Annotated in this window: 27 protein-coding genes, 3 other RNA genes and 1 riboswitch; of the genes, 6 read left to right on the forward strand and 24 right to left on the reverse strand. The window is 35.4% G+C overall.

Going from position 1 to position 24,896, the window contains the following annotated elements; all coding sequences use genetic code 11:
* Position 1: 1 nt before the first annotated feature.
* Positions 2–313, reverse strand: coding sequence for a hypothetical protein (locus FS802_RS06015; RefSeq protein ID WP_000169026.1), 312 nt, complete (start codon positions 311–313; stop codon positions 2–4).
* Between the two features lie 83 nt (positions 314–396).
* Here FS802_RS06015 and FS802_RS06020 point away from each other — a divergent pair, with 83 nt between their 5' ends.
* Complete coding sequence (locus tag FS802_RS06020; RefSeq protein ID WP_001235541.1) at positions 397–846, forward strand: hypothetical protein; 450 nt, start codon at positions 397–399, stop codon at positions 844–846.
* 54 nt (positions 847–900) lie between these two features.
* Here the strand turns inward: FS802_RS06020 and ssrS (FS802_RS06025) are convergent.
* The 5 genes from ssrS (FS802_RS06025) to FS802_RS06045 all read right to left on the reverse strand — a co-directional run bounded on the left by ssrS (FS802_RS06025) (position 901) and on the right by FS802_RS06045 (position 3,002).
* A non-coding RNA gene (gene ssrS, locus FS802_RS06025) (6S RNA) lies at positions 901–1,084 on the reverse strand.
* A gap of 21 nt (positions 1,085–1,105) precedes the next feature.
* A non-coding RNA gene (gene ssrS / locus FS802_RS06030) (6S RNA) lies at positions 1,106–1,288 on the reverse strand.
* A gap of 116 nt (positions 1,289–1,404) precedes the next feature.
* Positions 1,405–2,238 carry a sulfurtransferase gene (locus tag FS802_RS06035; RefSeq protein ID WP_098823024.1) on the reverse strand — a complete coding sequence of 278 codons (834 nt, stop codon included), beginning with the start codon at positions 2,236–2,238 and terminating at the stop codon, positions 1,405–1,407.
* 2 nt (positions 2,239–2,240) lie between these two features.
* Positions 2,241–2,513: a YpbS family protein gene (locus tag FS802_RS06040; RefSeq protein ID WP_000451806.1), complete on the reverse strand. Its 273-nt coding sequence runs from the start codon at positions 2,511–2,513 to the stop codon at positions 2,241–2,243.
* A 21-nt stretch (positions 2,514–2,534) separates the two neighbouring features.
* Positions 2,535–3,002 (reverse strand): GNAT family N-acetyltransferase, encoded by a 468-nt coding sequence (locus FS802_RS06045; RefSeq protein ID WP_048561317.1) that lies wholly within the window; start codon positions 3,000–3,002, stop codon positions 2,535–2,537.
* Positions 3,003–3,074: 72 nt separating this feature from the next.
* Here FS802_RS06045 and FS802_RS06050 point away from each other — a divergent pair, with 72 nt between their 5' ends.
* A complete protein-coding gene (locus FS802_RS06050) occupies positions 3,075–3,329 on the forward strand; it encodes a DUF3931 domain-containing protein (protein ID WP_098653843.1) in 255 nt (84 codons plus the stop codon).
* A gap of 3 nt (positions 3,330–3,332) precedes the next feature.
* Here the strand turns inward: FS802_RS06050 and FS802_RS06055 are convergent, their stop codons facing one another.
* The gene (locus tag FS802_RS06055; protein ID WP_098653844.1) at positions 3,333–6,992 is read right to left on the reverse strand and encodes a dynamin family protein; all 3,660 of its coding nucleotides are present in this window, start codon (positions 6,990–6,992) and stop codon (positions 3,333–3,335) included.
* 550 nt (positions 6,993–7,542) lie between these two features.
* On the opposite strand from FS802_RS06055, the gene FS802_RS06060 reads away from it, so the two are divergent.
* Positions 7,543–8,706, forward strand: coding sequence for a DUF418 domain-containing protein (locus FS802_RS06060; RefSeq protein ID WP_098707577.1), 1,164 nt, complete (start codon positions 7,543–7,545; stop codon positions 8,704–8,706).
* Between the two features lie 183 nt (positions 8,707–8,889).
* On the opposite strand, the gene FS802_RS06065 is transcribed toward FS802_RS06060, so the two are convergent.
* The 14 genes from FS802_RS06065 to FS802_RS06130 form a co-directional block, all read right to left on the reverse strand.
* On the reverse strand, positions 8,890–9,588 hold the full coding sequence (locus FS802_RS06065; protein WP_000401865.1) for a DUF1963 domain-containing protein: 699 nt from the start codon (positions 9,586–9,588) through the stop codon (positions 8,890–8,892).
* Between the two features lie 424 nt (positions 9,589–10,012).
* Positions 10,013–11,335: a xanthine permease PbuX gene (pbuX, locus tag FS802_RS06070; protein WP_000809222.1), complete on the reverse strand. Its 1,323-nt coding sequence runs from the start codon at positions 11,333–11,335 to the stop codon at positions 10,013–10,015.
* Positions 11,336–11,338: 3 nt separating this feature from the next.
* On the reverse strand, positions 11,339–11,932 hold the full coding sequence (locus tag FS802_RS06075) for a xanthine phosphoribosyltransferase (protein WP_098653847.1): 594 nt from the start codon (positions 11,930–11,932) through the stop codon (positions 11,339–11,341).
* Between the two features lie 106 nt (positions 11,933–12,038).
* Positions 12,039–12,140: riboswitch (purine riboswitch) on the reverse strand.
* A gap of 116 nt (positions 12,141–12,256) precedes the next feature.
* Positions 12,257–13,003, reverse strand: a complete 747-nt coding sequence (locus FS802_RS06080) for a type I methionyl aminopeptidase (RefSeq protein WP_000628435.1) — start codon at positions 13,001–13,003, stop codon at positions 12,257–12,259.
* Between the two features lie 154 nt (positions 13,004–13,157).
* Positions 13,158–13,631 (reverse strand): GNAT family N-acetyltransferase, encoded by a 474-nt coding sequence (locus FS802_RS06085; RefSeq protein ID WP_098707579.1) that lies wholly within the window; start codon positions 13,629–13,631, stop codon positions 13,158–13,160.
* A gap of 46 nt (positions 13,632–13,677) precedes the next feature.
* Positions 13,678–15,195, reverse strand: a complete 1,518-nt coding sequence (gene ypwA, locus FS802_RS06090; RefSeq protein ID WP_048543483.1) for a carboxypeptidase — start codon at positions 15,193–15,195, stop codon at positions 13,678–13,680.
* Positions 15,196–15,296: 101 nt separating this feature from the next.
* Positions 15,297–17,234, reverse strand: coding sequence for an ATP-dependent DNA helicase (locus tag FS802_RS06095; RefSeq protein ID WP_000493718.1), 1,938 nt, complete (start codon positions 17,232–17,234; stop codon positions 15,297–15,299).
* 138 nt (positions 17,235–17,372) lie between these two features.
* Entirely contained in the window at positions 17,373–17,555 is a 183-nt protein-coding gene (locus FS802_RS06100) for a DUF3921 domain-containing protein (RefSeq protein ID WP_000376887.1), read from the reverse strand.
* A gap of 61 nt (positions 17,556–17,616) precedes the next feature.
* Positions 17,617–18,756: a THUMP domain-containing class I SAM-dependent RNA methyltransferase gene (locus FS802_RS06105; RefSeq protein ID WP_098653850.1), complete on the reverse strand. Its 1,140-nt coding sequence runs from the start codon at positions 18,754–18,756 to the stop codon at positions 17,617–17,619.
* Positions 18,757–18,936: 180 nt separating this feature from the next.
* Positions 18,937–19,327: RNase P RNA component class B (gene rnpB / locus FS802_RS06110), an RNA gene on the reverse strand.
* Between the two features lie 87 nt (positions 19,328–19,414).
* Complete coding sequence (gene gpsB, locus FS802_RS06115; protein ID WP_000622425.1) at positions 19,415–19,753, reverse strand: cell division regulator GpsB; 339 nt, start codon at positions 19,751–19,753, stop codon at positions 19,415–19,417.
* Between the two features lie 97 nt (positions 19,754–19,850).
* Complete coding sequence (locus tag FS802_RS06120) at positions 19,851–20,405, reverse strand: SLOG family protein (protein ID WP_000862919.1); 555 nt, start codon at positions 20,403–20,405, stop codon at positions 19,851–19,853.
* Positions 20,406–20,461: 56 nt separating this feature from the next.
* Positions 20,462–20,878, reverse strand: coding sequence for a CotD family spore coat protein (locus FS802_RS06125; RefSeq protein ID WP_098649924.1), 417 nt, complete (start codon positions 20,876–20,878; stop codon positions 20,462–20,464).
* 156 nt (positions 20,879–21,034) lie between these two features.
* Positions 21,035–21,559 (reverse strand): YppG family protein, encoded by a 525-nt coding sequence (locus FS802_RS06130; protein WP_098707580.1) that lies wholly within the window; start codon positions 21,557–21,559, stop codon positions 21,035–21,037.
* A gap of 177 nt (positions 21,560–21,736) precedes the next feature.
* Here FS802_RS06130 and FS802_RS06135 point away from each other — a divergent pair, with 177 nt between their 5' ends.
* Complete coding sequence (locus FS802_RS06135) at positions 21,737–21,928, forward strand: YppF family protein (protein ID WP_000242661.1); 192 nt, start codon at positions 21,737–21,739, stop codon at positions 21,926–21,928.
* Between the two features lie 25 nt (positions 21,929–21,953).
* On the opposite strand, the gene FS802_RS06140 is transcribed toward FS802_RS06135, so the two are convergent.
* Positions 21,954–22,298 (reverse strand): YppE family protein, encoded by a 345-nt coding sequence (locus FS802_RS06140; RefSeq protein ID WP_000872967.1) that lies wholly within the window; start codon positions 22,296–22,298, stop codon positions 21,954–21,956.
* Positions 22,299–22,313: 15 nt separating this feature from the next.
* A complete protein-coding gene (locus tag FS802_RS06145) occupies positions 22,314–22,556 on the reverse strand; it encodes a hypothetical protein (protein WP_001252042.1) in 243 nt (80 codons plus the stop codon).
* Between the two features lie 85 nt (positions 22,557–22,641).
* On the opposite strand from FS802_RS06145, the gene FS802_RS30960 reads away from it, so the two are divergent.
* Positions 22,642–22,818: a hypothetical protein gene (locus tag FS802_RS30960; RefSeq protein WP_001982922.1), complete on the forward strand. Its 177-nt coding sequence runs from the start codon at positions 22,642–22,644 to the stop codon at positions 22,816–22,818.
* A 308-nt stretch (positions 22,819–23,126) separates the two neighbouring features.
* Here the strand turns inward: FS802_RS30960 and FS802_RS06150 are convergent, their stop codons facing one another.
* Entirely contained in the window at positions 23,127–24,152 is a 1,026-nt protein-coding gene (locus FS802_RS06150; RefSeq protein WP_002096758.1) for a DUF2515 domain-containing protein, read from the reverse strand.
* A gap of 103 nt (positions 24,153–24,255) precedes the next feature.
* Here FS802_RS06150 and recU point away from each other — a divergent pair, with 103 nt between their 5' ends.
* Positions 24,256–24,858: a Holliday junction resolvase RecU gene (gene recU / locus FS802_RS06155; RefSeq protein ID WP_000155591.1), complete on the forward strand. Its 603-nt coding sequence runs from the start codon at positions 24,256–24,258 to the stop codon at positions 24,856–24,858.
* Positions 24,859–24,896 lie beyond the last annotated feature (38 nt).

The raw sequence follows: 24,896 nt of genomic DNA on the forward strand, positions 1-24,896 counted from the left end.
GTTAGCCCCCAAATCCTCCCTTTGAACCGCTTCCAATTCCACCTTTAAATTCCGCAGACGATTGATACGATTTAAACGCCGATGAATTTTTAAAAGTGGATTTATTTTGATAGTAACTCCCACCATAAAAATAATGCCCACGATAACCTGACCTACTATCATCACACTGCCATACCCCAAGTTCATCATCCCAATCCCAATCTGAACAACTATTATCATTCGGTTTTGGGGGAAGATCTTGTGCGCAACCAAATAAGGTGCCAGTCATTAAAGACGTTACGACACCACCTACTAGCCATTTCGTTTTCGTCACCTTCGCACTCCCCTTTTTAAATTCTATTCCTATTATATAAGATAGCATGATAAAGTAGAAGAAAAAGGAAGAAGAGGGATAAAATGCGCTTAGAATATCGACTTAATGATGAAACGAAAAGGTATCCTGCTTTATGGAACTACGCAAATATTTCTAATTCTGAAATCATCGCACGCATGACGTGTGAATATTTTATAAAAGATAACAAGACATATGTTGTTACTGCAACTTCAGTAGATCCAGACGGAACAGCAGTTATATATATTCAAAAAGAAGAGTTTGCAAATGACCCTTCAGATCCTACATACTCTCACATCGGTTTTGAGGTTAGAGAACTAAGTGAAACGAGTTCAAGCATAATAGATCGGAAAGATGTATGGAACTATGAAGAAATTTTGCCATCTCTTCATTCAGACCTTATATATATTCAGCGCGACGGCATGCATATGGAGTTCGCTTTAGATTCAAGAGAGATTGATGAAGATAGAAAGTGCTATATTTATTATGGAAACTTCACAGGTGAATCCAGATAAAATAGATATATTTATGCAACAAAAAAACCTTACGTATAAAACGTAAGGTTTTTATATAGCCCCACATATGCCGTTCTCTCTAGATGTCCATAAACCTGCTCTCACAGGTGGATGCTCTCACAAATGTTTGTAACTTCCTTCTTAAAAAGACGGCTTGTTAGCTACATTTAAATATTGAACTTCCATATTAAACTTATTGGTTTAAGACATGCATAAGCTACGTACACCGTAGGAATTTTATATAATGTTAGTTGAAATAAGACCCCCGCACGTGCCGCTCCTCGTAAATGTCCAAAAACCCGCTACTCGCAGGTGGATGCCCTCACAGTTACCGTACATCTTCCCCCACAAGGAAGGCTTGATGATGGTCGCTAAATATTGAGCTTCCGTATAACTAACATCGGTTTTAGACATAAATAAGTTACGTACACCGCAGGATGTATTATTTACTTGTCGTTATATTATCACATTGTTTCCAATGTGTAAAATACAAAGTTTTTCAAGCAATTTCTTGCTTGTGACCTTATTTTAATACAAATTATTTTTGCATGCAAGTGATTAATCTTCTTCTTTTGCAATTTGATTTTCTGGATAAGAAATCCAATCACTCCAGCTACCTGCATACAATTTAACATTTTGGAATCCAGCTAATTTCAATGCAAGGATATTTGGACATGCTGTAACACCAGAACCACAATATACAATTGTTTCCTTATCTTTCGAAAGATCTTGGAATCGTTCTTGTTGCCCAGCTTCATTCTTAAATTGTCCTGATTGGGCAATTCCATCCTTCCAAAAATAGTTTACTGCTGTCGGAATATGCCCTGCTTTTGAATCAACTAGTTCCTCTACACCAGCATAACGTTTTGGCTCTCTAGAATCAATTAACGTAACATCTGCACCTGCATGAATATTCTCTCTCACCGTTTCCATCGTTACAAGCATATGATCTTGTACATTTGCTTTGAATGTTTTTCGTATAGCAACAGGAATTTCCGTTGTTATCGGTAGTCCATTCTCTTTCCAAGCTGGAAATCCACCATCTAATATATATACTTTCTCATGTCCTACATAGTTTAATAACCACCAGAGACGAGAAGCATTTGCCCCCGCTTGACTGTCATATGCAATTACTGTCGTATGTTCACCAATACCAGCTTGTGAAAGCTTGTCTGCAAACTCCTCAATATTCGGCAATGGATGGCGACCACCATGTTCTGTTACAGGACTTGATAAATCTAAATTCAAATCAAAATATAATGCATGAAGAATATGTTCTTCCTCATACTTTTCTCTACCCCAATTAGGATTCGCTATATCAAAACGACAATCGATTATACGGACATTCTCATCTTCTATATGCTCACGTAACCATTCGACTGTAACTATCATCTTTAACGACCTTCTTTCTCTTGCAAACGACTTACATACTCCATAACCATTTCTTCTGTAACAAATTTACGCTGCAGTGTAACACCATTTTTTGCAAGATCATTAATTTGCTTTGTTACAACATTAATGATATCAACCGAAAATTCTTTCCCCTTTGACGCAAGAGATACGGCTGCTTCAATAGCTGCTTCACGCTGCGCATCTAATTGTAAACATGCTTTTACACTTTCATTTTGTTTACGAGAATGTGCTGTAATTGCTTTATGTACTTCCATCTTCTCTTCCCCCTAAATAAGTTATACGTTCTTATTCAATTCCATTGCAAGCCGAATCATATCACGACATACAATCCCATTTTCAATAATCTCTTCTTCATAATGCTTTGAAAAGTAATCAAAATCAATAGAAAAAATACGAAATCCACATTTTTGATATAAAGCAAGTTGTGAAACACTAGAATTGCCCGTACCAACTTCAAGTTTTGACATACCATATCCTTTAGCAGTTTCTACAGCATGACTTAATAGCTGCTTTCCAATCCCTTTTCCTTGCAAATGCTCTACAACCGCAATATTCATAATTTCCATCGTCTTCGGCCTTGTTTCCAAAAGAACATATACACCGACAACTCTCTCCTCTTGCTTAGCTACATATGTTAACCCTCTTTGTACATATGCATCAATTTGCTGCTCACTTGGATCAGCAAGCAATAATAAAGGTTTCGGTATAGCTTCTTTCGAAATATACTCTATTACTACACACATAAAAAACTCCCCTTTCTCTATTGTTCTAAACCCTCCTTGTCTACCATAAATAATAGAAAGGAGGGATTCACCATGGACAACAGTGAGAAAAAGTGCAACGTCATCTCTATTGATGGAAAGAAGAAGAAAAGCGACACGTATTCCTATCCAAAATTAGTAGTAGAAAACAAAACATATGAATTTTCTTCATTCGTCTTATGCGGTGAAACACCAGACGGCAGACGCCTCGTTCTTACTCATATGATTTCTACCGATGAATTTGCTGGGTTTGTCAAATCTTTAGATACAGTATTGCAAAAGAAAATTGAACGAATCTTTTTCTCATAACGACTATATCACATAAATTTCTTTTTCAATCTCTACTAACTGCTTTTGCAATTGTTCTTTACTTTGTTCATATAGTGATACATCAATTGTTTCAGCCAATGCAAATAATACACTTTCATAATAATTCATCACATCTTGCTGCATCACTTTTTGGAATAAGTTCCATTTCAAATCCCACTCTTGCTTATAATGATGAACAAATAAATCTTTTTCATCAGCTACATAGTTTGATACGAAAGGCTCTAATACAACTTTAGCCTCTTCTTGCATGAAAGCTTTATCATTTTTTTCAAAAAAGCTTTTTTCATTTTTAAAATGCGCCAGTGCTTTTTTGAAATCTTTTATTTCAACTGAAGGGAACGGTTCTTTATGTGCAATATCTTTATATTCATAGTCCACTGTTCCACTCATAGAAATTGATTCATTTTCTACTTTACAGTTCACCACAATTTCATTCTTTGCACGCTTCATCGCTTCATCTATCCATTTCTCAAGGCGTAATGATGTCGCACGCATTTCTTGTAATAAATCATGCTGAATAAATGCTACTAATTCCATAACGCACTGTTGCAACTGTACTTTCACATTCCCATCCGTTCGCAGCGACGCTGGATTAATAAATTCAGTAAACACATCGTTATAGCGTAGGAATAGACGCTGTTGCACGTAATAAAGCAATTCTTTCACTTCATTTTGCATCGCCTGCTCTTCAGCAAGCACACTATATGATGAAATAATATGAAGTAGCTGATTACGCTCTGCTTCATATTTTTTCGTTTGCTTCTCTTTCTCTTCATTCCCCTGCTTTGCACCGTTTATCATATTTACTAAAAGCTGATCTGCTCCTTGCAATGTACCATATAAAGCATGAACAGATACGAGCATTAAATCTCTCATCATAAAGGATGTAAATGATTCCTCGAACTTAGCAATCCCAGAGTTTTGTAAAATACCGTACTTCTCTTTTTCAATATTCTTTCCTTGCTTCTCTTCAAGTGCACATAAACTTGAAATTGCAAATAAACGCGGATTTCTAATACCGTATTGCAGTAGCTGGTCTGCGATATAACCTTTTACCATTTCAAGTTCTTCTTCAGACTCTGCTAAATCGGCCGCATTAATTAAGAAGAACATTTTATCAAGTGCAAAAGTATCCTTTACACGACCAAGCTGGATTAAGAATTCACGGTCAGCACGAGAGAACACATGATTATAATACGTTACAAATAAAATAGCATCTGCGTTTTTAATATACTGGAACGCAACGTCCGTATGGCGGGCGTTAATAGAATCCGCTCCAGGTGTGTCTACAAGCGCTACTCCTTGCCTTGTTAAAGCACAATCATAATAAAGCTCCATATACTCAACAAAACATGATTTTTCTTCATTCGCTACATAATCAGAAAACTCTTCTAGTGTAACTTGTACTTGCTCCCCTAAATGAGCAGAAACCGTATCATACCCTTTTTGTACCGCTCGTAAAAAGCTAAATGTTGTTTTTTGCTTCCCAGTTGGTGAAGGATATTTCATAACTTTATCAATTTGTGCTAACGCTTCATCTAACGTAGTAATCTCATAATGAAACAACTTATAAACAGCTTTCATATCTTCTAATAAAGCTTGCTTTGATTTGAATTGAACCATTACTGTTCCGTGTGGTTTTTCCTCTGTAACCGGCAAAATTTGATTAATCGTTGCCGTCGTCGGATTTGGTGATACAGGAAGTACCTTCCCACCAAGCAATGCATTGGCAAATGATGATTTTCCAGCACTAAAAGCTCCGAATAACGCTACTGTAAATTGTTTCGTTTCCACACGACGCCTTTTTTCTATTACCTCTTGTTGTACATGTTTCAGCGCTGGCAATGGCTCTAATATCGTTTCAGCTTTCTTCACTTTCTCTAATATACGCTGAATATTTAAAGCTGCCGTTCCTTTTATCTCTTCCTCACGAACCATTACGTTATCGTTTACGCTTTCCTGCTCTTGTAGTGTGAATTTCTCACTAACAATTTGTGTTTTACTTTGCAATATTTCCTCTATTTGCAATCCTTCTGGTGTAGCAACACGCTCGTGCCAAACATTTTGCAAATAACTTTCATATGTCTCTAAATTGTTACTGTATTGCAATTGCGTTTCTTTTGCCGTTTGCAACATCATATATTTTTCAATCTCTTCTTCAATGCGTGCAACTGCTTCCTTCACCTTTTGCTTTAAAACGACTGCACTTTTATCAAAAATTTGCTGCGCTTTTGTAAAATAACGTTTCTTCAGTTCATTCGCTACATCCGCTGTATAAAGAAGTAAGTAATCACCTGTGAAACCTGCACCTTGTTTAATGACTTCAGCTAACATTTCTGGTCCAAAAGCAATTTCTAAAGCATATATGTCTTTCCCAATTTCCTCTGTGAACAATCCTTCTTCTTTTAAGAAGGCAACAATAAATTCTTTCACATGAAAATCAAGTTGCGTTTCAACAGTCTTTTGCAAAGCAGAATAAAAAGCATCTAAACGTCTCAGTTTTTCTTGCTCCGTCTTTCCTTTCGCAAATAGCAAACCGACCTTAAATTTAGTTAATTTCGTTTCTAAATACGCATTTGCCAATTCTCTCATTTCAAATGGCATTAAATACGCGTTATCTAATATAGCTTGTAAGCCTTTTATAAATTCGTTTCTCACATGAGATTCTTTACTAGCCTCGCGTTGTTTAGTTTCCGTTTGCTCTTCTTTCTTTTCAACTATCTCTGAAATAGAAAGCGGCGATGCTAACTCTTCCTCATATTTCAAAAGAGCTTTTTCATTTTCCGAAAGAATAAACGAAAAATGTTCCCCCATTAAATATTCTGTTTCTCGCTCCATTCCATCTCTTACATACTGCACTTTTTCTTTCATAATAGAAGTAATTAATGTTTCTAAGCTCCCAATTTCATTATGTGTATGGTTCATCATTCGTAATGAAGTATAATACACTCCATCTACTTCAATATCCCAGTTAGAGAACGATTGTTTTACACTATCTTTATAATCCTCAAACGATAATTCATTTTCTTTATGTTTATCTATTTGATTTACAACTAGATAAACCGTTTTATTACGTTGTTTCAATTCTTTAACAAATTGCAAATTCACTTCCGATTGGACGTGATTATAATCCATCATATAAAAAATTACGTCTGCTAGATGCAGCGTTGATTCTGTCGCTAATTGATGGGCATCATCTGTTGAATCAATCCCTGGTGTATCAACTAACATAACACCCTCAGGAATTGGCGCATCATTCCGATAAATATGAACACCAATTACCTCATCACCGTCTTTACAAATTTGTTTTAATTCTTCAGCTGAATATGCACCATCATATTCGTACTGTTCTCCAGATTTAACTGTTACAACAACACGATCCATTCCTTTTTCAATTTTGACAACGTTAGCGCTTGTCGGAATTGGACTTGTTGGTAACAACTGTGCTTTATATAGATGATTCATCATCGTTGATTTCCCTGCAGAGAAGTGACCGCAGAACGCTATCATAAGCTGCTCTTGTTTATATTTTTGAATCACCTCAAACAACTTTACACTATTCTCTGCATCGCCGTGTTTTTGCCACTCTTCATAAAAACAAACAAGTTTTTTCATACCGTTTGTCTGTACTATGTTTGTCATCCCCTTGTTCCCCTTTATCCAAGATGTATATACTTTTTCCCGCCATTTGCGAGCTCATAATCATCAGGAAATACATCCCCTCATCGATTACAGTTTCACTTTACTATCATACTAAATTTTCAGCATATTCTCATTAAAAATAAAAAATCCCTTTCATTCTTTTTACAAATGAAAGGGATTTTATGTCATATCACTCATTTTGCTGTTCCTACTCCATTTAAAACATACTTTGCAATAACTGCATATACAGCGACTGTACCTGCTACTAATGCATATACCATACTCATGCACCAACCTTTTTTTGATAATGATTATCACTTTTAAATACATTTTATCATTAAAGAGAATCATTATCAATACTTTTCATAAAGAAAGCCCCTTATAGAAAGGAGCTTTACTGCCTGTTTTGAAGAAGGTTAAAACTTGTTGTGCACTCTTATTATATCTCATAATACATATCTTAACAGTTTTAAAAATTGGAAATTACCTATATACCCTCCTCTTTACATTTTGTATAATAAAAGGGAATTACTTAACAAGGAGGAAAATAATGACACAAAATATTTCACAAGGCGAGAGGATACATTCCATTGATATTATTAGAGGGATAGCTGTACTAGGTATTTTTCTTGTTAACTGGCCTATTATCGCTGGGATTGACTCACGTGATCTTTCAGGAGTTTATGAGGGGCTAGATAGCTATATCCGTCTATTTTACGATATGTTTATTCAAACAAAATTTTATACAATCTTTTCGTTTTTATTCGGCCTAGGCTTTTACATTTTTATGACTCGTGCTGAAGCGAAAACAGATCGCCCAAAAACTTTATTTGTTCGTCGCTTACTTATTTTATTATTATTTGGTTTCTTACATTACGTTCTTTTATGGGACGGGGACATTTTACATAGTTATGCAATCGCTGGATTTTTCTTATTTTTATTTTACAAGAGAGAACCTCGTACCATTTTAATATGGGCAATCGTTTTATTAAGTATTTTTCAATTTCTTATGCTAATTGCTAGTATTGGTATTGCCTTCATGCCAAAGGATGAACTTGGATTATCCTTACCAATCATGCCACTTGAAGACTGGGTATCACAAATACAAAATCGTTTCCATGCATTTTATGCTAATGGAATAGGGCTAAATATTTCAATGCTCCCAGAAACACTCGGATTATTTTTACTCGGTTTATACGCTGGTAAAAAAGACATTTTCCGTCGTACGAAAGAGTTAGATCCGAAACTTAAAAAATGGCAAATCATTATGTTCGTTTTAACATTACCGTTTTGGTTCTTTATGGTTCGTTATTTCTTATCAACCTCTTCATATGAACCACTTTATATGCAAGGACTTGCAATGTTTAGCGGAAAAACATTATTCATCTTCTACATTTTCACGCTTATGCGTTTATTACAGAAAGAAAAATGGCAAACATTATTACGACCATTCCAATATGTTGGTCGAATGGCGTTAACAAATTACATCTCGCATACAATTGTTACGTTACTTGTATTCGGACTATTGTTCAAAAATGATTATCTTGCTCCATTATGGGTAGGTCCTCTATTTTGCATTAGTTTCTATACGTTACAAATCTTTATTAGCCGCTGGTGGCTGTCACGTTATCAATACGGTCCACTTGAGTACATTTGGCGTCTTGGTACTTACGGGAAAATGATGCCACTTAAAAAGAAAAGCAAGGTCTCGTAACGAGACCTTGCTTTTTTTACACTTCTCTTACCGCACTTTGCATCGGTTGTTCTAGTTGCAACATTTGAAGTAGCACTAAATAAACCGTTTTAATTGATGTAAGGGGGCACAATGTAACTGGAGAAATATTAAAAGGGACTAGAGAAAAAATAACATGAGAGAACGTCACTTTATATTATATTCCTATAAGAAATCACAAAGTGCGATCCAATCATTTGTTTTACTATTTTTAGCAAAATAAATTCCACCGCCATGAATAATCTTTAAATGGGCTTTGGGATCGTCTGTTATTTGAAAAATAAATTCATAATCCGCGGGCCATTGGATACCTGATTGGGCAAAGCAAGCATAGCCTCCTAATTTGTGTATGTAATGATTTTCTTCAAAAATGTCCTCGTAGTAGTCAATCTCAATTGTGTTTTCAAGTTCAATAATTCTATCTTGCACGTTGTTAGGGAAATCTTCCGTATCCCATTGTGGAAACTCATCAGCTACTAATCTTGGTATTAAGGGAAAAGGTTTTAGATTTGGAAACGTAAGTGACATTTCATTCGGTACTAGTTCCTCTAAAGAATCATATTCTCTAACACAAAAATTTCCTGATAAATTGGACAAATCTTTAGCAAAGTTTGGAGAAAGAAATACTGCAATGACTTTCATATCTTTTACTGCTTCTGGAATAAAAGGTATTTGTGTTAAATTAAGCATCATAATCGCATACATTTTGTCTTGATAACGGTCGATTGGGCAAGTTTCATTTGGTAATGAATAGGGAATCTTTCCAATCCAACTTTCATTTATAGATAAATCAGGTCTTTTTCCGCCTGTTTGAAAGATAGTTGCTCTTTTCCTTAAGATATTCTTTATTTGATCTATTTCCAAAACATTTCTCCTCCTAAATATATATTTTGGTTTCTCCTTATTTTAACTGATAATTATATTCTAACAATAATGTACATTTTTTGTTATAACGCCCCTTTTGAAAGCTGTTGTTAAGCAGCAATTTCAAGGGTCTTTTTCTAGTTTTACTGTCGATTTAAAACAAATTTGTACTGTTTATGAAAAACATACCTTTTTGAATAAAGTTGCACCGTTTTGCATCATCAGGTAAAACTCCTATAGTAATGAAGCTTTAGAATTAAAAGTAGATCTGGAAATTGAGACATTATAAACTTATTAAACTAGCTCAGTAATAAAAACGATGGGTTCAATTCGACTGGTGTTTTAAACATCACTACAAATTAAAAACCTATCTCAAATGAGATAGGCTTAATTACATACAATTCGTATTGTGTCTACTTACTTTTTATGCTTCCCTTACTGCACTTTGCATAGACACTGGCTCTTCTTTTACTTTCACTTTACGCTGCGGCACCATATTAAATACGATATTTAAAAGTACTGCTGACGCACTTCCAAGTACAATTCCGTTATCTGTTAAAATACGAATGTTTTCAGGAAGTTGTGAGAATAATGTAGGAACAACTGTAACCCCAAGCCCAATTCCTACAGAACATGCAACGATTAATAAGTTTTCTTGTTTACCAAAATCAACGCTACTTAACATTTTAATACCATATGCCATTACCATACCGAACATCGCTAACATTGCACCGCCAAGTACTGATTTCGGGATAATAGTTGTAATAGCTGCGATTTTAGGAATGAATCCAAGAACAATTAACATACCACCACAAGTATAAATAATAACGCGATTTCTTACTCCAGTTAATTGAACAAGTCCTACGTTTTGAGAGTATGTTGTATATGGGAACGCGTTGAAAATACCACCTAACACCATCGCTAATCCTTCTGCGCGATAGCCTTTTGTTAATTCTTTTTCACCGATCTTTTTATTGCAAATATCAGATAATGCGAAATATACACCTGTTGCTTCTACAATCCCTACGCAAGCAACTAAAATCATCGTAATAATTGGCGTTAATTCAAATGTTGGTGTACCGAAGTAAAATGGCTGAATACCGTGGAACCAATCCGCTTCTCCAACCGCTTGCAAACTTACTTTCCCCATAAATGCTGCAACGATTGTACCGAACAATAGACCTAGTAAAATAGAGATTGAACGAATAAATCCGTCAAAGAAACGATACATAATGATGATAAATAATAATACACCAAATGCTAACGCTAAATTTTCAAGACTACCGAAATCTTTACTTCCTACTCCTCCAGCCATATCATTAATTGCTGCTGGAACAAGTGTAACTCCAATTACGGTAACGACAGATCCTGTTACAACAGGTGGAAACAGTTTTACGAGCTTTCCAAATAATTTCGCAAAAATAACAACGAATAACCCGGCAGCAATAATCGCTCCATAAATAGAAGACACGCCGTATTGTTTCCCGATTGCAATCATCGGCCCAACCGCTGTAAATGTGCAACCAAGTACAACGGGAAGTCCAATACCGAAAAAGCGATTTGATAATGCTTGTAAAATCGTCGCAACGCCGCACATTAATAAATCAATCGAGACTAAATATGTTAACTCTTTTTGATTTAAACCAAGTCCGCCGCCCACAATAAGCGGAACGATAATTGCGCCAGCATACATCGCCAGCATATGCTGCATACCAAGCGATGCGATTTTAAATGGATGTTGCTTCATCGTTTATTTCACCTCCGCAGTTTCTTGCTGTACAAATGTAACTGTGCCGTTATCAAGTGATGCAATTTCTGCTAGTGACTCAACACGAACTCCTTGTTCACGAAGCTTCTTTCCTCCATCTTGAAATGCTTTTTCGATAACAATACCAATTCCTGCAATACTTGCTCCTGCTTGCTCTACTAAACTCATTAAACCTAAAGCAGCCTGACCATTTGCTAAAAAGTCATCGATAATTAAAACACGATCATTTTCATCGATATGATTTCGAGATAATGAAATTTCATTCGTTTCTTGTTTCGTAAATGAATATACGTTTGCAACGTACATATTATCTTGTAACGTTAACGATTTACGTTTTCTTGCAAAGATTACTTTTACACCAAGCTCTAATGCTGCCATAACTGCTGGTGCAATGCCTGAAGATTCAATCGTCACGATTTTTGTAATGTTCTCTTCTTTAAAACGTTTAGCAAATTCTTTTCCGATCTCTTGCATAAGTACTGGGTCAATTTGATGATTTAAAAATGCATCTACCTTTAATACGTCACCAGTTAAAACCTTTCCTTCGTTCAAAATCTTTTCTTGTAATACTTTCATGTTTGTTCCCCCTCTTATGCAATAAAAAACTCCAAAAGCCGCCACCACTCGTTACAAGTGAGAGACGCGCTTTTGGAGTTTCGCAAAAAAGAATGCTAAACAAGCAAATATATTCGTCCTCACTCATAGTCAAAGTATTTACGGTACTTCGGTAGAAACTTGCAGGCCATATCCCCGCGATTATATGAGTGTAGCTAACTATTTATTTTATAGATGGATTATAACGCACTTTTTATACTTTGAAAAGCATTTCTTAATAAAACACGTACAAATTTTATAAAAACATCATTTTCGTTCGAGTTTTGTAAACTCTTACATATTATTTCAAAGTGTCGTTAAAATGATTGGCCCATCTTTTGTAATCGCAATTGTATGCTCATATTGCGCTGATAATTTCCCGTCCATCGTTCTTGCAGCCCATCCATTTAAATCTACTTTCGAATATCGCATACCTACATTGACAATAGGCTCAATTGTAATTACCATTCCTTCTTGTAGTTCAGGCCCTTGTCCTTGTTTCCCAAAATGAAAAATTGCTGGTTCTTCATGAATCTCTTTACCTATTCCATGTCCCGTAAAGTCTCTTGCGACAGAAAAACCTTCATTTGCTACATAACTTTCAATCGCATAGCCAATATCTCCTACATGATTACCGATTATCGCCTGATCAATTCCTTTATACAATGCATTCTCAGCTACTACCAATAACATTTCTGCTTCTTCAGAAACATTTCCAACTCTATACGTCCAAGCAGAATCTGAAAGACCACCATTTAAGTTTACTACCATATCAATTGTTACAATATCACCCTCAGTTAAAGGAACATCCGCAGGAAACCCATGACACATTTCATCATTTACAGATGCGCATATCGCATATGGATACCCGTTGTAACCTTTCTGTTCAGATGTTGCACCATGCTTTTCTAAATATGCTTCAACAAACGTATCAATTTCTTTTGTCGTAATACCTGGTTTCATCATTTTGGCAATTTCCCTATGACATGAAGCAAGTAATTTCCCAGATTCATGCATCAAATCTATTTCATTTTTCGTTTTAATTGTAATCATTCTACCTCTCCTTGCTAAACCTGCTATTTGCTACTAAAGTTCAATCATACACATCCTCTGTCAACATTTCAAAACTCCCAATTACAACAAGTACAAAAATATGTATCCTATACTTCTAAATCAAAATAAAAAAACAGAAGATCCCCTCTGTTTCTTAATCATTTTTACATATATAATTCATTTTCAAAAATTCAAAACAACTACCGTTCGTCTTCTGGATAAACGTTCCAACTGCTTCGAATCCTGCTCTTTTATACACTTTAATTGCTCTCTCATTAAATGTCGCTACTGATAACGTTATATAATTGCATCCGTATTTTTCTTTACTAAAAGCTAGTCCAGCGTTTACGAACTGTAAACCACATCCATTTCCAATTATATCAGGTCTCATTCCAAGACCTACATCAACCGTTCCATCATTTATTTTACAAACAGTAAAAAAACCAATGAGAGTGCCGTTTTCCTTCACAGAAAATGTATGATCTCCTCTACTCTCATCATGTAAAAACTCAGCTAAATCTTCTTCATCTGCCTCTATATCATAAAAAGAATATTCCCCTTCATAATGCCAGTTATATGCAATTTCTTCTGCTTCTTCTTGCGTCATTACTGTATATGTATAAATCATTCTTCTATCCCCTTTAAAAAAAGAGCTGCAATTAAGCAGCTCTTTTTTATAACTCATAGATTTCTTTATACTTCGCTTCTAAATAATCTGCTAAGTAGTTTGCATTTAATCCTTCACCTGTCACATCTTCTAAAATTTCAAGTGGCTTTTTCGTTTTACCGTATTGGTGAATATTTTCTGTTAACCATTCACGAATTGGTGTTACATTTCCTTCTTCTAATAATGCATCAAAGTTCGGAATGTCTTTTAACATTCTTTGCTTAAATTGCGCTGCATACATATAACCAAGCGCATAAGATGGGAAGTATCCAAATGAACCACCAGCCCAGTGAACATCTTGCAATACACCTTGCGCATCGCTTTCCGGACGAATTCCTAAATATGCTTCCATCTTATCATTCCAAGCCGCTGGCAAATCCTTCACTTGTAATGTACCATCAAATAATTCTTTCTCAAGTTCATAACGAACCATGACGTGAAGCGGATATGTAAGCTCATCTGCTTCTATACGAATGAACGATGGCTTCGATTCGTTAATCGCATCATAAAATTCATCTACTGATATATCATTGAATTGACCATCGCTATACTCTTTTAATAAATCATAATTTTTCTTCCAGAATGATTTATTACGACCGATAAAGTTCTCAAAGAATAATGATTGTGACTCATGAATACCCATAGAAGTTCCACTACATAGCGGTGTACCTTCGAATTTCTCTGCAATATTTTGTTCATATACAGCATGGCCACATTCATGAATTGTTCCAAACACTGCCATACGGAAATCTTTTTCATCATAGCGTGTTGTAATACGAACGTCCCCTCTATTTAATGTAATCTCAAATGGATGTACCGTTTCATCAAGACGACCTGCTTCAAAGTCATAATTCAATTGCTTTAATAACTCTAATGTAAAGTTCTTTTGTTTTTCTTTTGAAAAATGTTCCGATAAAGCACTTGTCTTTAATCTCTTTTGTGACTCCGATATTTCTTTTACGAGCGGAACGATACGCTCACGAAGTTGACCAAATACGTGATCTAACACTTCTACTGTAATACCTGGCTCATACATATCTAATAATGTATTATATTTATATGTTTCGTAACCCCAATATGTAATGAATTTCTTTTTAAATTCAACTATTTGTTCTAAATACGGACGGAACATTTCGAAATCAGATTTTTCCCGAGCTTCTTCCCACACACTTTCCGCTTTCGCTTCTAATTTCACATACGCCTCGTATTCCGCTTGTGGAATTTTCTTATTTCTATCATATTCTTTACGACACTCTTCAACCATTTTCTTCGTCGTTTCAGAAAGTTTATCTTCACTTATTAAAGCTTCAAGCTCTGTTAAATAATTTCCCATCTCATCTGAAGTCGACATGACAAACACTTCTGATGAAAGCATACCAATTACTTCTGAACGCTGGTCTACACCTTTTTTAGGCGCACCGGTTCTTAAGTCCCAAAACATTAAGCTTAATGCTTCCTCGTAATTCTGTATCTTCTTCACATATGTTAAAAATTGTTTTTCTACTTCATATGTAGCTACTGTCATCGTATAAAACCTCCCTTTTCTACCTCAAACTTAATTCGACATGGAAATCTAAATTCCTTTTATAATAGAAAAAAAAGCTTGGCAAGCGCCAAGCTTTCTCCTTATAATTCTTTACCTTCTACTGGTAGTACGTTTTTCACCGCTTCTATAACTTTCTCATCTTCTGTATCAGATAAGAAGATTGATATAGCACCTTTATCGTCGCTCGTACGAATTAAACGTCCAATCCCTTGACGAAGACGTAAAATCATATACGGTACATCTACATCCCAGAATGGATCATTTACATGTTTACGCTTCGCTTCAAACACAGGATCGTTTGGAGGGAATGGTAATGACCAAATAATAACATGCGATAATGATGAACCAGGAATATCTAAACCTTCCCATAAATGAACAGCACAAAGTACAGTCTCTTCTTCATTTTGGAAACGAGAAACGAGCTGACTAATTTCTTGATCCCCTTCATATAGGAACGGAACGGACATTTGTTCTTTACTTACATATTCTTTAAACGCTGCAAGTTCTTGCGTTGTACGGAATAATACAAGTGTACGTCCATTTGTTTTCTGTATATTTTCAAGTGTATATTGACACTTTCTTTCCCATTCATTTTCTTTCGTATGCGATAGTAAGTTTACTGCCATTTGCTCCTCATAATCAAACGGTGAGGCAACTGAGAATGATAAGTAATCTTTTACCCCTAGGCTATTCGCTGTAAATGCGAATGAATCGTTGTTAGATAATGTAGCAGAAGAGAAAATATACGGGATTTTCTTCGAGAATACTTTCTCTTGTAATACTTCTTCAACTGCACGTGGCATAATCACTAACGTGAAGGCTCCATCACCTTCTTCACCCCATGTAATTACATTTTTCTCGTGCATGAACAGACGAAGTGAATGTTCTAATACATCTAAATGTTCATCAACGATATTTAAATCATACGTGTTTACTGTATGCATTTCACTTTCAAATACTAATGCATCACCGACTTCACCAATTTTCGCATAAAGTCTATTCGCTTCAGCTGTTACTTTTTCTGTCACAGTAATTTCTAAACGATCAGAACCGGCGATTTCCTTTTTATTTTCTTGTAACACATCAAAGAATCGCTCTGTTTGCCAAATTGTTTCTTCTACTAAATGCGCAAACTCTTCACGAATATCGTTTTGCAACAATCTTGTTAAAAGTTGCTCCATCATCGTTTGCTTTAAACGATATGTTAAAGCTTTTTGAGCTGCATATTCTACAAGATGTCCTTCATCGAATACAACGCAGCTACTTTCAGGTAATAACGGAATTTGTCCTTCACGCTTACGAGCATCGTACGTCCAAATATGATCCATGTAGAAATCTTGAGAACAAATAATTAAATCTGCCGCTTTACGATAATGTTCACGAGAAAGAGTTTGACCACAACGATGACGAGAATCACAAGTGAAGCAATCTTGGAAGTAATCCCAATTTACTTTTGACCATTCCTCATCATTTAAAAGTGGAAATTCTTTTCTGTCACCGTAGTGGGTAAAGTTTTGCATCGTACCATGATCGAATACAAACTGTGGTAATTCGTAGTATACATCTTCAATTACTTCTGGAGCTCGTCCACTCATTACATCTTCAAGTTTACGTAAACATAAATAATTATCCATTGATTTCGCAAGTCTAACATCAACAGATAGTCCTAATGCTTCAGATAACTTAGCAATGTCCCCTTCTTCTTTCACAAGCTGCTCAATTAACGTTTCATCAGCACAAGCGATAATAGCTGGTTTTCCAGTATAACGCGCATAGCAAATTGCATATAGAAGATATACAATTGTTTTCCCTGTTCCTACACCCGCTTCTGCGAACATTACTTTCTTTTCTTGGAAAGCACGCTCTAATTGAAACGCCATAAAAATTTGTTCATCACGCTCTTCAAAGCCTTTTTCCGGAAGGATATCGTAAAACACATCTCCAATCCATTCATTCAACTTATCATAAAAATTATCTTGTTTCCCTACTTCAAATGGTAATCTCTTCTCAGTAAACATCCTTAGCCTCCAACCAAAAAGTTTTTCTATAAAAAGATATAGCCACTGCTACTCATATGTGTGCAGCCACTTTCCCCTGTTGCCATACATAGAAATACACGAAAAAAAATTTTCCTTTCGAAAAAGGAAAATTTTTTTCTATATTAATGACTTTAAATACCGTTTATCAATCGCTGTTTCGTGTGAAAGAGCTGACAAATATTCTTCTTGTGCTTTTTGTATTTCATCTACAATCGCACCTTGGCTATCCACTTCTTTCCCGATCTCATCATACGTACGATGAATAGCTTTTTGAATCATCGATAATTGGAAACTATCCATATCACGTCCTCCTTTACGCATTACATAATAGCCAGTATATGCGCGCTGGAGGAGTTTTATACTATGAATTACGCGGTGGACGTTTTCCGAAGTATTGGTAGTAATCTGTACGGATAAATCCATTAAATAGTTTACGTTTCTTCGATGCATCTTTTCCATAACACTTTTCAAATGCTTCGTAGCTTGTTAATACATACGCTGACCATGTGTCTAATGGGCGGAATACTTGTCCCATTTCTTTGTACAATTGTTCAACGAGTGCTTTTTCACTTAAACGTTCTCCGTATGGAGGATTCGTTACAACATAGCCATAATCCTCTTTTGTCGTGAAATCTTTTACTTGCATTTGTTTAAATGTGATTAAATCACCTAAACCTACTTCTTCAGCGTTGTCTTGAGCAACTCGGATCATACGATGATCGATATCTGATCCAATGATTTGTAGTGGTTGATTATAATTCGCTAAATCTTCAGCTTCTTGACGAGCTTCACGCCAGTTTTGTTTACCAACCCAGCCCCACTCATCTGATGCGAAACCACGGTTAAATCCTGGTGCAATATTTTGTCCAATTAATGCTGCTTCAATCGGAATTGTACCTGATCCACAGAAAGGATCCACGAAAGGACGATCCGGCTTCCAGTTTGTTAACTTAATTAAAGACGCAGCCAATGTTTCTTTTAATGGGGCTTCCCCTTGATCCATACGGTATCCACGTTTATGAAGTCCAACACCACTTGCATCAATTGTTAATGTTGCAATATCCTTAAGCATTGCGATCTCAATACGGAATAACGGACCATCTTCTTCAAACCAAGTTGTACGTTTATATGTTGTTTTTAATTTTTCAACGACAGCTTTTTTAACGATACGTTGGCAATCTGAAACACTGAACAACTCAGATTTTAACGATTTACCAATTACAGGGAACTCTCCGTTCTCTGGAATATAATCTCCCCAGTTTAATGCTTTCGTTTTTTCAAACAGCTCATCAAATGTTGTCGCTTTGAATTCGCCAACTTTAATTTTCACACGGTCCGCAGTACGTAACCATAAGTTCGTGCGACAAATCGCATTTTCATCTGCTTCAAATGTTACTTTGCTGTTTTCCACTTGGCATTCATAACCAAGATCACGAACTTCTCGGGCAACTAACGATTCAATACCCATTGCCGCTGTTGCAATTAAAGTAACTTTTCCCATTTGCATTCACCTCTTATGTATAGTTAAACAATAATTAATAGCAATTTGTCCTATTAATCATTACATTTTACGAAGAATTTTCTCATTAACCATTTTAACTCATAATTTATAACTTCATACAAATAAAAAGCCCTCCTCTAACAAAGGAGAGCTGAGTTATTTCATAGTTGGTTCATAACGTTCTGTAAGCCATGTTCTGTTCCTTTGTACTGCAAACGGCCCACGCCTCGTACTCCGGTGGCAATCATCTATCTACAGGTTATACAACCTGTCCTTTCCCATCGTTCATTTCCTTGGAAAAGATTCCCCTACCATTATTTGGGTTTCTCGCTCGTGGGGTTTACCTCGTTCCACTCCTATCATTTCTTCAAGGACTTCGTCACTGTGGCACTTTAAAGGTAGTCAAACCATATCCGAAAGGACTTAGGTTTTTTCCCTGCCGTTAAACCAGCCTTACAGCCAGAATACCCTAGCTTATGAATTGGCTAGGCACGAACACTACAGCCATCTCAGGCCGTGCGAGCATGGACTTTCCTCTACAACGTTGGCGTTGCAGCGATTACCCAAACGTTATGACATCCATTAGTATAGTGGAAACAAAAAGATTTTGCAATGTTTTTTTCTATGTAAAATGCTTTAACCTTTTTACCACTAGAAATTATTCGTATAACTTACTTCCAAATACAGCTTTTTCTAAATTAGATAGACGTTTTAAAATGTCCGTATTCGTGTTGTTATATACAGGTTGTGCAACTGGTGTTTGTACAACTGGTTGTTGTGGCACTTGCGTTGCTACTAATTTTTGTTCCTCTAATTCACGCTTTAAACGAGCATTTTGTTGCTTTAATTGATCAAACTCCTTGTGGAAAGCTTCATAGTCTTTAATGATCATATCAAGAAACTTGTCTACTTCTTCTTGTTGATAGCCTCTCATGCCTGTTTTAAATTCTTTTTCTAAAATATCTTTCGCCGTTAATTTAATTTTATCCGAAATCATTTTCTTCACCTCAAATTTTTGCCAAAACTTTCATTACCTAAATTTTTTCAGAAACAATGCCTTTTGTCAATCATATATACGAGTACTATATTACATATTACTCAGCATTATTCCACTGTTCCTCTTCTATTATATCTTGTAAATCAGAAAAAAGAATGAAATAACTGTGATAATTTTCTATTTCTCCTTTTTTCTTTGCTGCTTCTACAATATATTTGGGACTCCCTGGTTTTTCTTCATCATATACAGCTAAAAGTGCATCACTTTTTTCAATAAAAAATTGATTTTTTAATTTAAATTGTTCCGGGCTCTCGTACTTCCGTTTCGTAATACTATCAATATGGTCTGCTTGAGAGAGAATACATTCGTAATATTCACGGTTATCTTCCTTCCAGCTTTCTTCTTGTTCTAAAAACGGAGTAAATACAGCTAATTTTAGATCTGGATATTCTACTTGAATTTCAAAAACAACTTCAGCAGCCCATAATTCGACTCCTAACTGCCCACTTATTATCACCCATTCCAAACCTTCTTCTACAAAAGTAGTTAATTTTCGGTGCAATGCTTTTTTTATACATTCCACCCCTGGATGATCATTTTTAAATATACCAAGTTCAAATGGCTTATATCCCGTTACAGCAATAACTTTCATATCAACACTCCAATTACAAAAAAAGAACTAGCATTTCGCTAGTTCTAACATATCATTTACTTTTTAAATATTCCACCAACGTTTGGTCCAATATTCGGACCTACTGGTGATACATTTGGTCCGAATGGTGATACGTTTGGTCCAAACGGAGATACATTTGGTCCTGGACCAAATGGTGATACGTGATGTCCGTGATGTCCATGATGTCCATGACCACATGGTCCACATCCCCCGCCGAATCCTGGATCGATTGGGTCTACAACATTTACATTCGAGTTTGTTTGTGGGAAGAAGTTTTGGTTTTTAATTTGTTGATGATGAACATGTGTTGTATGCGTTGGGAAAATGTGTGGCACCACCGTTGTTGAAAAAGAATGTGTTACACACTGTTTCGTCGGATGAATGACAGGAGCAGTTGTACAGATAGGTCCTACAGGCTTATGCCCTCCAAAACAAGGATGACAATGATGCATAGTTTTTTCTCTCCTCTCTCGTTAAAAAAATCTGACTACACTTTACAATATGAGAAAAGAGGGAAAGCCGTTTGTTATATATACCCATTTATTACAAGGAAATTTGTCTAGCCTTCTGCTTTATACGTAATGCTTTTTATAGACAGCCCCCCAAGATTACTTACCAAAAAAACCTCCAACTTGCTTTACAATACCTGTCACTTGGTTCATCGCATTCATCATTTGTCCAGCTGTATTCATCATTTTATTTACATCATAGTTACCATCTGAGTTTTTAAATTGGGAAACAAAACTAGAAAATTGACTCGGTTGCTGTTGTTGTTTTTGTTTATTCTGCGTCGGGTACGGTTGTTTTGGTGGATAAAACATCGCTTGTTGATTTCCATAGGGAGATGGTGGTGGCATATAGTATTGTGAATTCATATAAGATTGCTGTTGTTGATCCATATAGGGCTGCTGTTGTTGATCCATATAAGGTTGCTGTTGCTGATTCATATAGGGCTGCTGTTGCTGTTGTTGATTCATAAACGACACTTCAAATGGCTGGTAATAATTTTGATTTCCATAATGAGGCTCGAAAGGATACATATTATACCGTAAATATGTATCCGTATTATATTGGTACATATTTTGCTGTGTATATGGATTAGATTGCTGATATACGTTTGGTTGTTGAAACATGCATTCTCTCCTCCTTCACATAAGTTTCTACATATATAATATGTACCAGTAAAATAATATGTGTAACGGAGTATCTGTCTATTTTTGTCGGAAGTTTAAATTTTTAAAAAATTAAAAAAGAAAACCCTTCCATGCTATGATAATGAAGAAGAAGATTCTCATGGGGGAGGAATCAACATGGTATTAGGGGATTTAAAACAAGCGTTTTCTCAAAAAAAGGGGTATTACACAGAGAATGTAAATGAATTGTTAGACTTTGCGAGACATTGGTATCTCGAAGGAAAAATATGCATTTCAGATTACCGAACATTAATAAAAGAATTAGAAATAAACGGTGCAACAAAACCTACAACAATGACAGAAGCATAAAAAAACAAGAGGGTTTCCCCTCTTGTTACTTACATTGCTCAATTATATTTTGCAAAGTATACGAAATGGCTTGATGTGTTTCAAAGAATCGCTTACCTTTACCTTTATTTACAAAACATTGCAACACATTTGTCTGTAAATTATCGTACACTTGATCAATTTGCTGTACATGTATATACTTCGGTTTTTCTTCCTTAATCCATTTATAAGCTAATTCTTTCCACACTTTTAATTCCTCGTCTACCATATCTACAAATGGTTTCATATCCTTATAAAAATCGTACTCAATCATTTCTCTTTTTTTCACATTCGCTTCATTATTATACTGCATGAGTTTTTCTGAAGATTGTATTAATGCTTCATACTTCATTTTATTCCCACCTTATTATGCACTCACTACGACGTTTTGAAATGCCTTCACCCAATTCCCTTTTTCTTCGTGATGCACTAATTTATTTTCCATATGCTCAATATGCATTTCTGTTATTTCTATTTTATTGCATATTTTTTCACTCGTATCCTTCAATGCATGATTCATTCTAATCCCTATATTCATTTCCAGCAAATCGAGAGAACTTAACATTTGATCCATTGTTTTCATTACATCTTCCTTCTGAACCATCGCCATATACAAAACGCCCCCTTCTTTGCTTTTCCTTTGTCATGTAATTTCGCCGAATGACTCCTCACTCCTGCTCACATGACAAAACTAGTTGTTATTCGTCAAAGAAATCATTTTGTATGTCATTTATAGAAATGGTAACAATACAAAAAGGAGGTGTATGAAAATGGCAAAGAACAAAAACGAAAAAAAGAAAAAACAAAACAAACAAAATAAACCCGAGACTGGCAACCCTAAGTTAGATGGTCCAAACTTCCCTGCTACATAAAGTGAAACTTTAATCAGCGGGGGTTTTGTTCATCCCCACTGATGTTAGCCTTCTCAATCGGGCTTTTACGGGCAGTTGATCCACACCTAAATTCTTTGCTTTCACTGAATTTTGAGACGTGGGTCTTACTGCCCGGCAAGTAGCGGGATAAAGTGAGACTTTAGCGCTTTTACAAAAAGCTAATTTCTGAAGCATCCTTAATCTCTTATATTCATTACGTTTTGAGATTAAATTTTTAGCATACACGGCAGGATTACTTCACATTAAGAAGTCCCGTCTTCATTTATGAAGATGGGACTTCTTTTTTATTATATCACGAACTCATCCATCCTTTTAACAAAACGATTTACGATAGAAGCAACATAGATTTGCTCCCTCTTTCTTTTATACCATTCTGTTATATCAACTTCACCCTTATACTCTTTCAGTAAAAACAACTCATTTATTTCCGTATCTCTACAAAACCAATCTCTCATACTTATTTCCTTATGTGCAACGACAGGATAAACCTCTCTAAGGGCTGGCGTACAAGATTTTCTAGCTTCTCTTACATAATATTCATAATCTGCTCTTGATCCTGTGTGTATAGTTTGCAATGCAAACCTATGGAATAAACTTTTATAATTCGGATGAAAAAGTAACTCCGCTAATTTCTGCCCTAATTCTATACGCTTTTGTAACGTTTCAAATTGATAAACTGAAAAACCGTACATCCTCCCGTCGACAGTCGGAAAAATAACAGCACTAATATGCAGCATTTCTTGCAATTTAAAAAGTGCAGTATGGAATACATGTTTTTTAAAATATGTATTCTCAATAACTGGTTTTTGAATTTTATTTTGCTCATTTATAATAAGCGCTGTCATGAGCCTATTTATATCTTTTTTTTCCCAAAAATAAATCCATTCTTTTTCCATGAAAATTGATACGTTAAAATATTGTAACAAGTAGAATAGTGGTACCTGTCTCCTCTTACTTTCTTCATATAACAATAGCTGGGGAAATGCATCTAAAAAAATAATCCAATTCGCTTCTTCATAAGTCAGAAACAAATGTTTTTTTACTGTTTGAGGTAAAACAGTAGCATAATACCTCCCTTTTAAATCAGTCATATTCCATCCCGCATTTCTCGAGACCATACTTGCTAAAAAGGCCCACCTAATTTCACTGTTCCTTACATAATATTCTTGATAAGACTGCGTTCGAGAAATGTTGTCCATATTAGCCATTTCTATTTCCCTCTTAATGTTATAAACGATTGTTTTTTCTTCGTCTGTACAAACCATATTTTTACGATATTGTTTAATTTTTTCATAATCATTCCATGTAAACATGAATAAGTCATCATACCTTTCTTCAAAAAGGTCACATCTTTTTTCATTTTTTGTTATAATCACCTTTGTAAGTAATTCTTAGCAAGTTGGGAGTGGACACACTATGACCATTCGTTACCCAAACGGAAAACGGTACAATCAAGCTTCACAACCTCATAAAACACCAATTAAAAAACATACTTATAGTAATAGAGGTATGTCCCTTGAAGAGGAATTGAATGAAACAAATGAATATTACTTAACCCATAATATTGCATGTGTACATAAAAAACCTACACCTCTTCAAATTGTAAAAGTAGATTACCCCGCTCGAAGTGCTGCAGTGGTAAAAGAAGCGTATTTTAAACAACCTTCTACAACAGATTACAACGGTGTATACAAAGGGAAATACATCGATTTTGAAGCGAAAGAAACAAAAAATAAAACCAGCTTTCCACTTCAAAACTTCCACCTTCATCAAATTGAACATATGAAGCAAGTAATTGCCCATGATGGAATTGCATTTGTTATTATTAAATTTACACTTTTTGATGAACTTTATTTACTAGATGCAAAACATATTATTGCATTTTGGAATCGTCAAAATACTGGTGGACGGAAATCGATTACGAAAGAAGAAATAGAAGAGCATGGATCTTTATTATCATGCGGTTATCACCCTCGGATTGATTATATCCGTGTACTAGACACGGTTTATTTTTCGTGATAGAGTCATCACTAAGGCTCTTTTTTCGACTTTTGGGG

This window comes from Bacillus sp. DE0042 (genome assembly GCF_007680225.1).
Taxonomy (GTDB): Bacteria; Bacillota; Bacilli; order Bacillales; family Bacillaceae_G; genus Bacillus_A; species Bacillus_A wiedmannii.

Bases quoted from the DNA above. Each gene is read 5' to 3' on its own strand.
- FS802_RS06050 (WP_098653843.1), top strand. From the start codon at position 3,075: ATGGACAACAGTGAGAAAAAGTGCAACGTCATCTCTATTGATGGAAAG.
- ypwA (WP_048543483.1), bottom strand. From the start codon at position 15,195: ATGACAGTAGCTACATATGAAGTAGAAAAACAATTTTTAACATATGTG.
- gpsB (WP_000622425.1), bottom strand. From the start codon at position 19,753: ATGATTTCGGATAAAATTAAATTAACGGCGAAAGATATTTTAGAAAAA.
- FS802_RS06045 (WP_048561317.1), bottom strand. From the start codon at position 3,002: ATGTGTGTAGTAATAGAGTATATTTCGAAAGAAGCTATACCGAAACCT.
- FS802_RS06085 (WP_098707579.1), bottom strand. From the start codon at position 13,631: ATGATTTATACATATACAGTAATGACGCAAGAAGAAGCAGAAGAAATT.
- FS802_RS06040 (WP_000451806.1), bottom strand. From the start codon at position 2,513: ATGGAAGTACATAAAGCAATTACAGCACATTCTCGTAAACAAAATGAA.
- FS802_RS06095 (WP_000493718.1), bottom strand. From the start codon at position 17,234: ATGTTTACTGAGAAGAGATTACCATTTGAAGTAGGGAAACAAGATAAT.
- FS802_RS06135 (WP_000242661.1), top strand. From the start codon at position 21,737: ATGGTATTAGGGGATTTAAAACAAGCGTTTTCTCAAAAAAAGGGGTAT.
- FS802_RS06125 (WP_098649924.1), bottom strand. From the start codon at position 20,878: ATGCATCATTGTCATCCTTGTTTTGGAGGGCATAAGCCTGTAGGACCT.
- FS802_RS06060 (WP_098707577.1), top strand. From the start codon at position 7,543: ATGACACAAAATATTTCACAAGGCGAGAGGATACATTCCATTGATATT.
- pbuX (WP_000809222.1), bottom strand. From the start codon at position 11,335: ATGAAGCAACATCCATTTAAAATCGCATCGCTTGGTATGCAGCATATG.
- FS802_RS06080 (WP_000628435.1), bottom strand. From the start codon at position 13,003: ATGATTACAATTAAAACGAAAAATGAAATAGATTTGATGCATGAATCT.
- FS802_RS06130 (WP_098707580.1), bottom strand. From the start codon at position 21,559: ATGTTTCAACAACCAAACGTATATCAGCAATCTAATCCATATACACAG.
- FS802_RS06150 (WP_002096758.1), bottom strand. From the start codon at position 24,152: ATGTTTACATGGAATGATTATGAAAAAATTAAACAATATCGTAAAAAT.
- FS802_RS06055 (WP_098653844.1), bottom strand. From the start codon at position 6,992: ATGACAAACATAGTACAGACAAACGGTATGAAAAAACTTGTTTGTTTT.
- FS802_RS06035 (WP_098823024.1), bottom strand. From the start codon at position 2,238: ATGATAGTTACAGTCGAATGGTTACGTGAGCATATAGAAGATGAGAAT.
- FS802_RS06105 (WP_098653850.1), bottom strand. From the start codon at position 18,756: ATGGGAAAAGTTACTTTAATTGCAACAGCGGCAATGGGTATTGAATCG.
- FS802_RS06140 (WP_000872967.1), bottom strand. From the start codon at position 22,298: ATGAAGTATGAAGCATTAATACAATCTTCAGAAAAACTCATGCAGTAT.
- FS802_RS06145 (WP_001252042.1), bottom strand. From the start codon at position 22,556: ATGGCGATGGTTCAGAAGGAAGATGTAATGAAAACAATGGATCAAATG.
- FS802_RS06020 (WP_001235541.1), top strand. From the start codon at position 397: ATGCGCTTAGAATATCGACTTAATGATGAAACGAAAAGGTATCCTGCT.
- recU (WP_000155591.1), top strand. From the start codon at position 24,256: ATGACCATTCGTTACCCAAACGGAAAACGGTACAATCAAGCTTCACAA.
- FS802_RS06100 (WP_000376887.1), bottom strand. From the start codon at position 17,555: ATGGATAGTTTCCAATTATCGATGATTCAAAAAGCTATTCATCGTACG.
- FS802_RS06075 (WP_098653847.1), bottom strand. From the start codon at position 11,932: ATGAAAGTATTACAAGAAAAGATTTTGAACGAAGGAAAGGTTTTAACT.
- FS802_RS06120 (WP_000862919.1), bottom strand. From the start codon at position 20,405: ATGAAAGTTATTGCTGTAACGGGATATAAGCCATTTGAACTTGGTATA.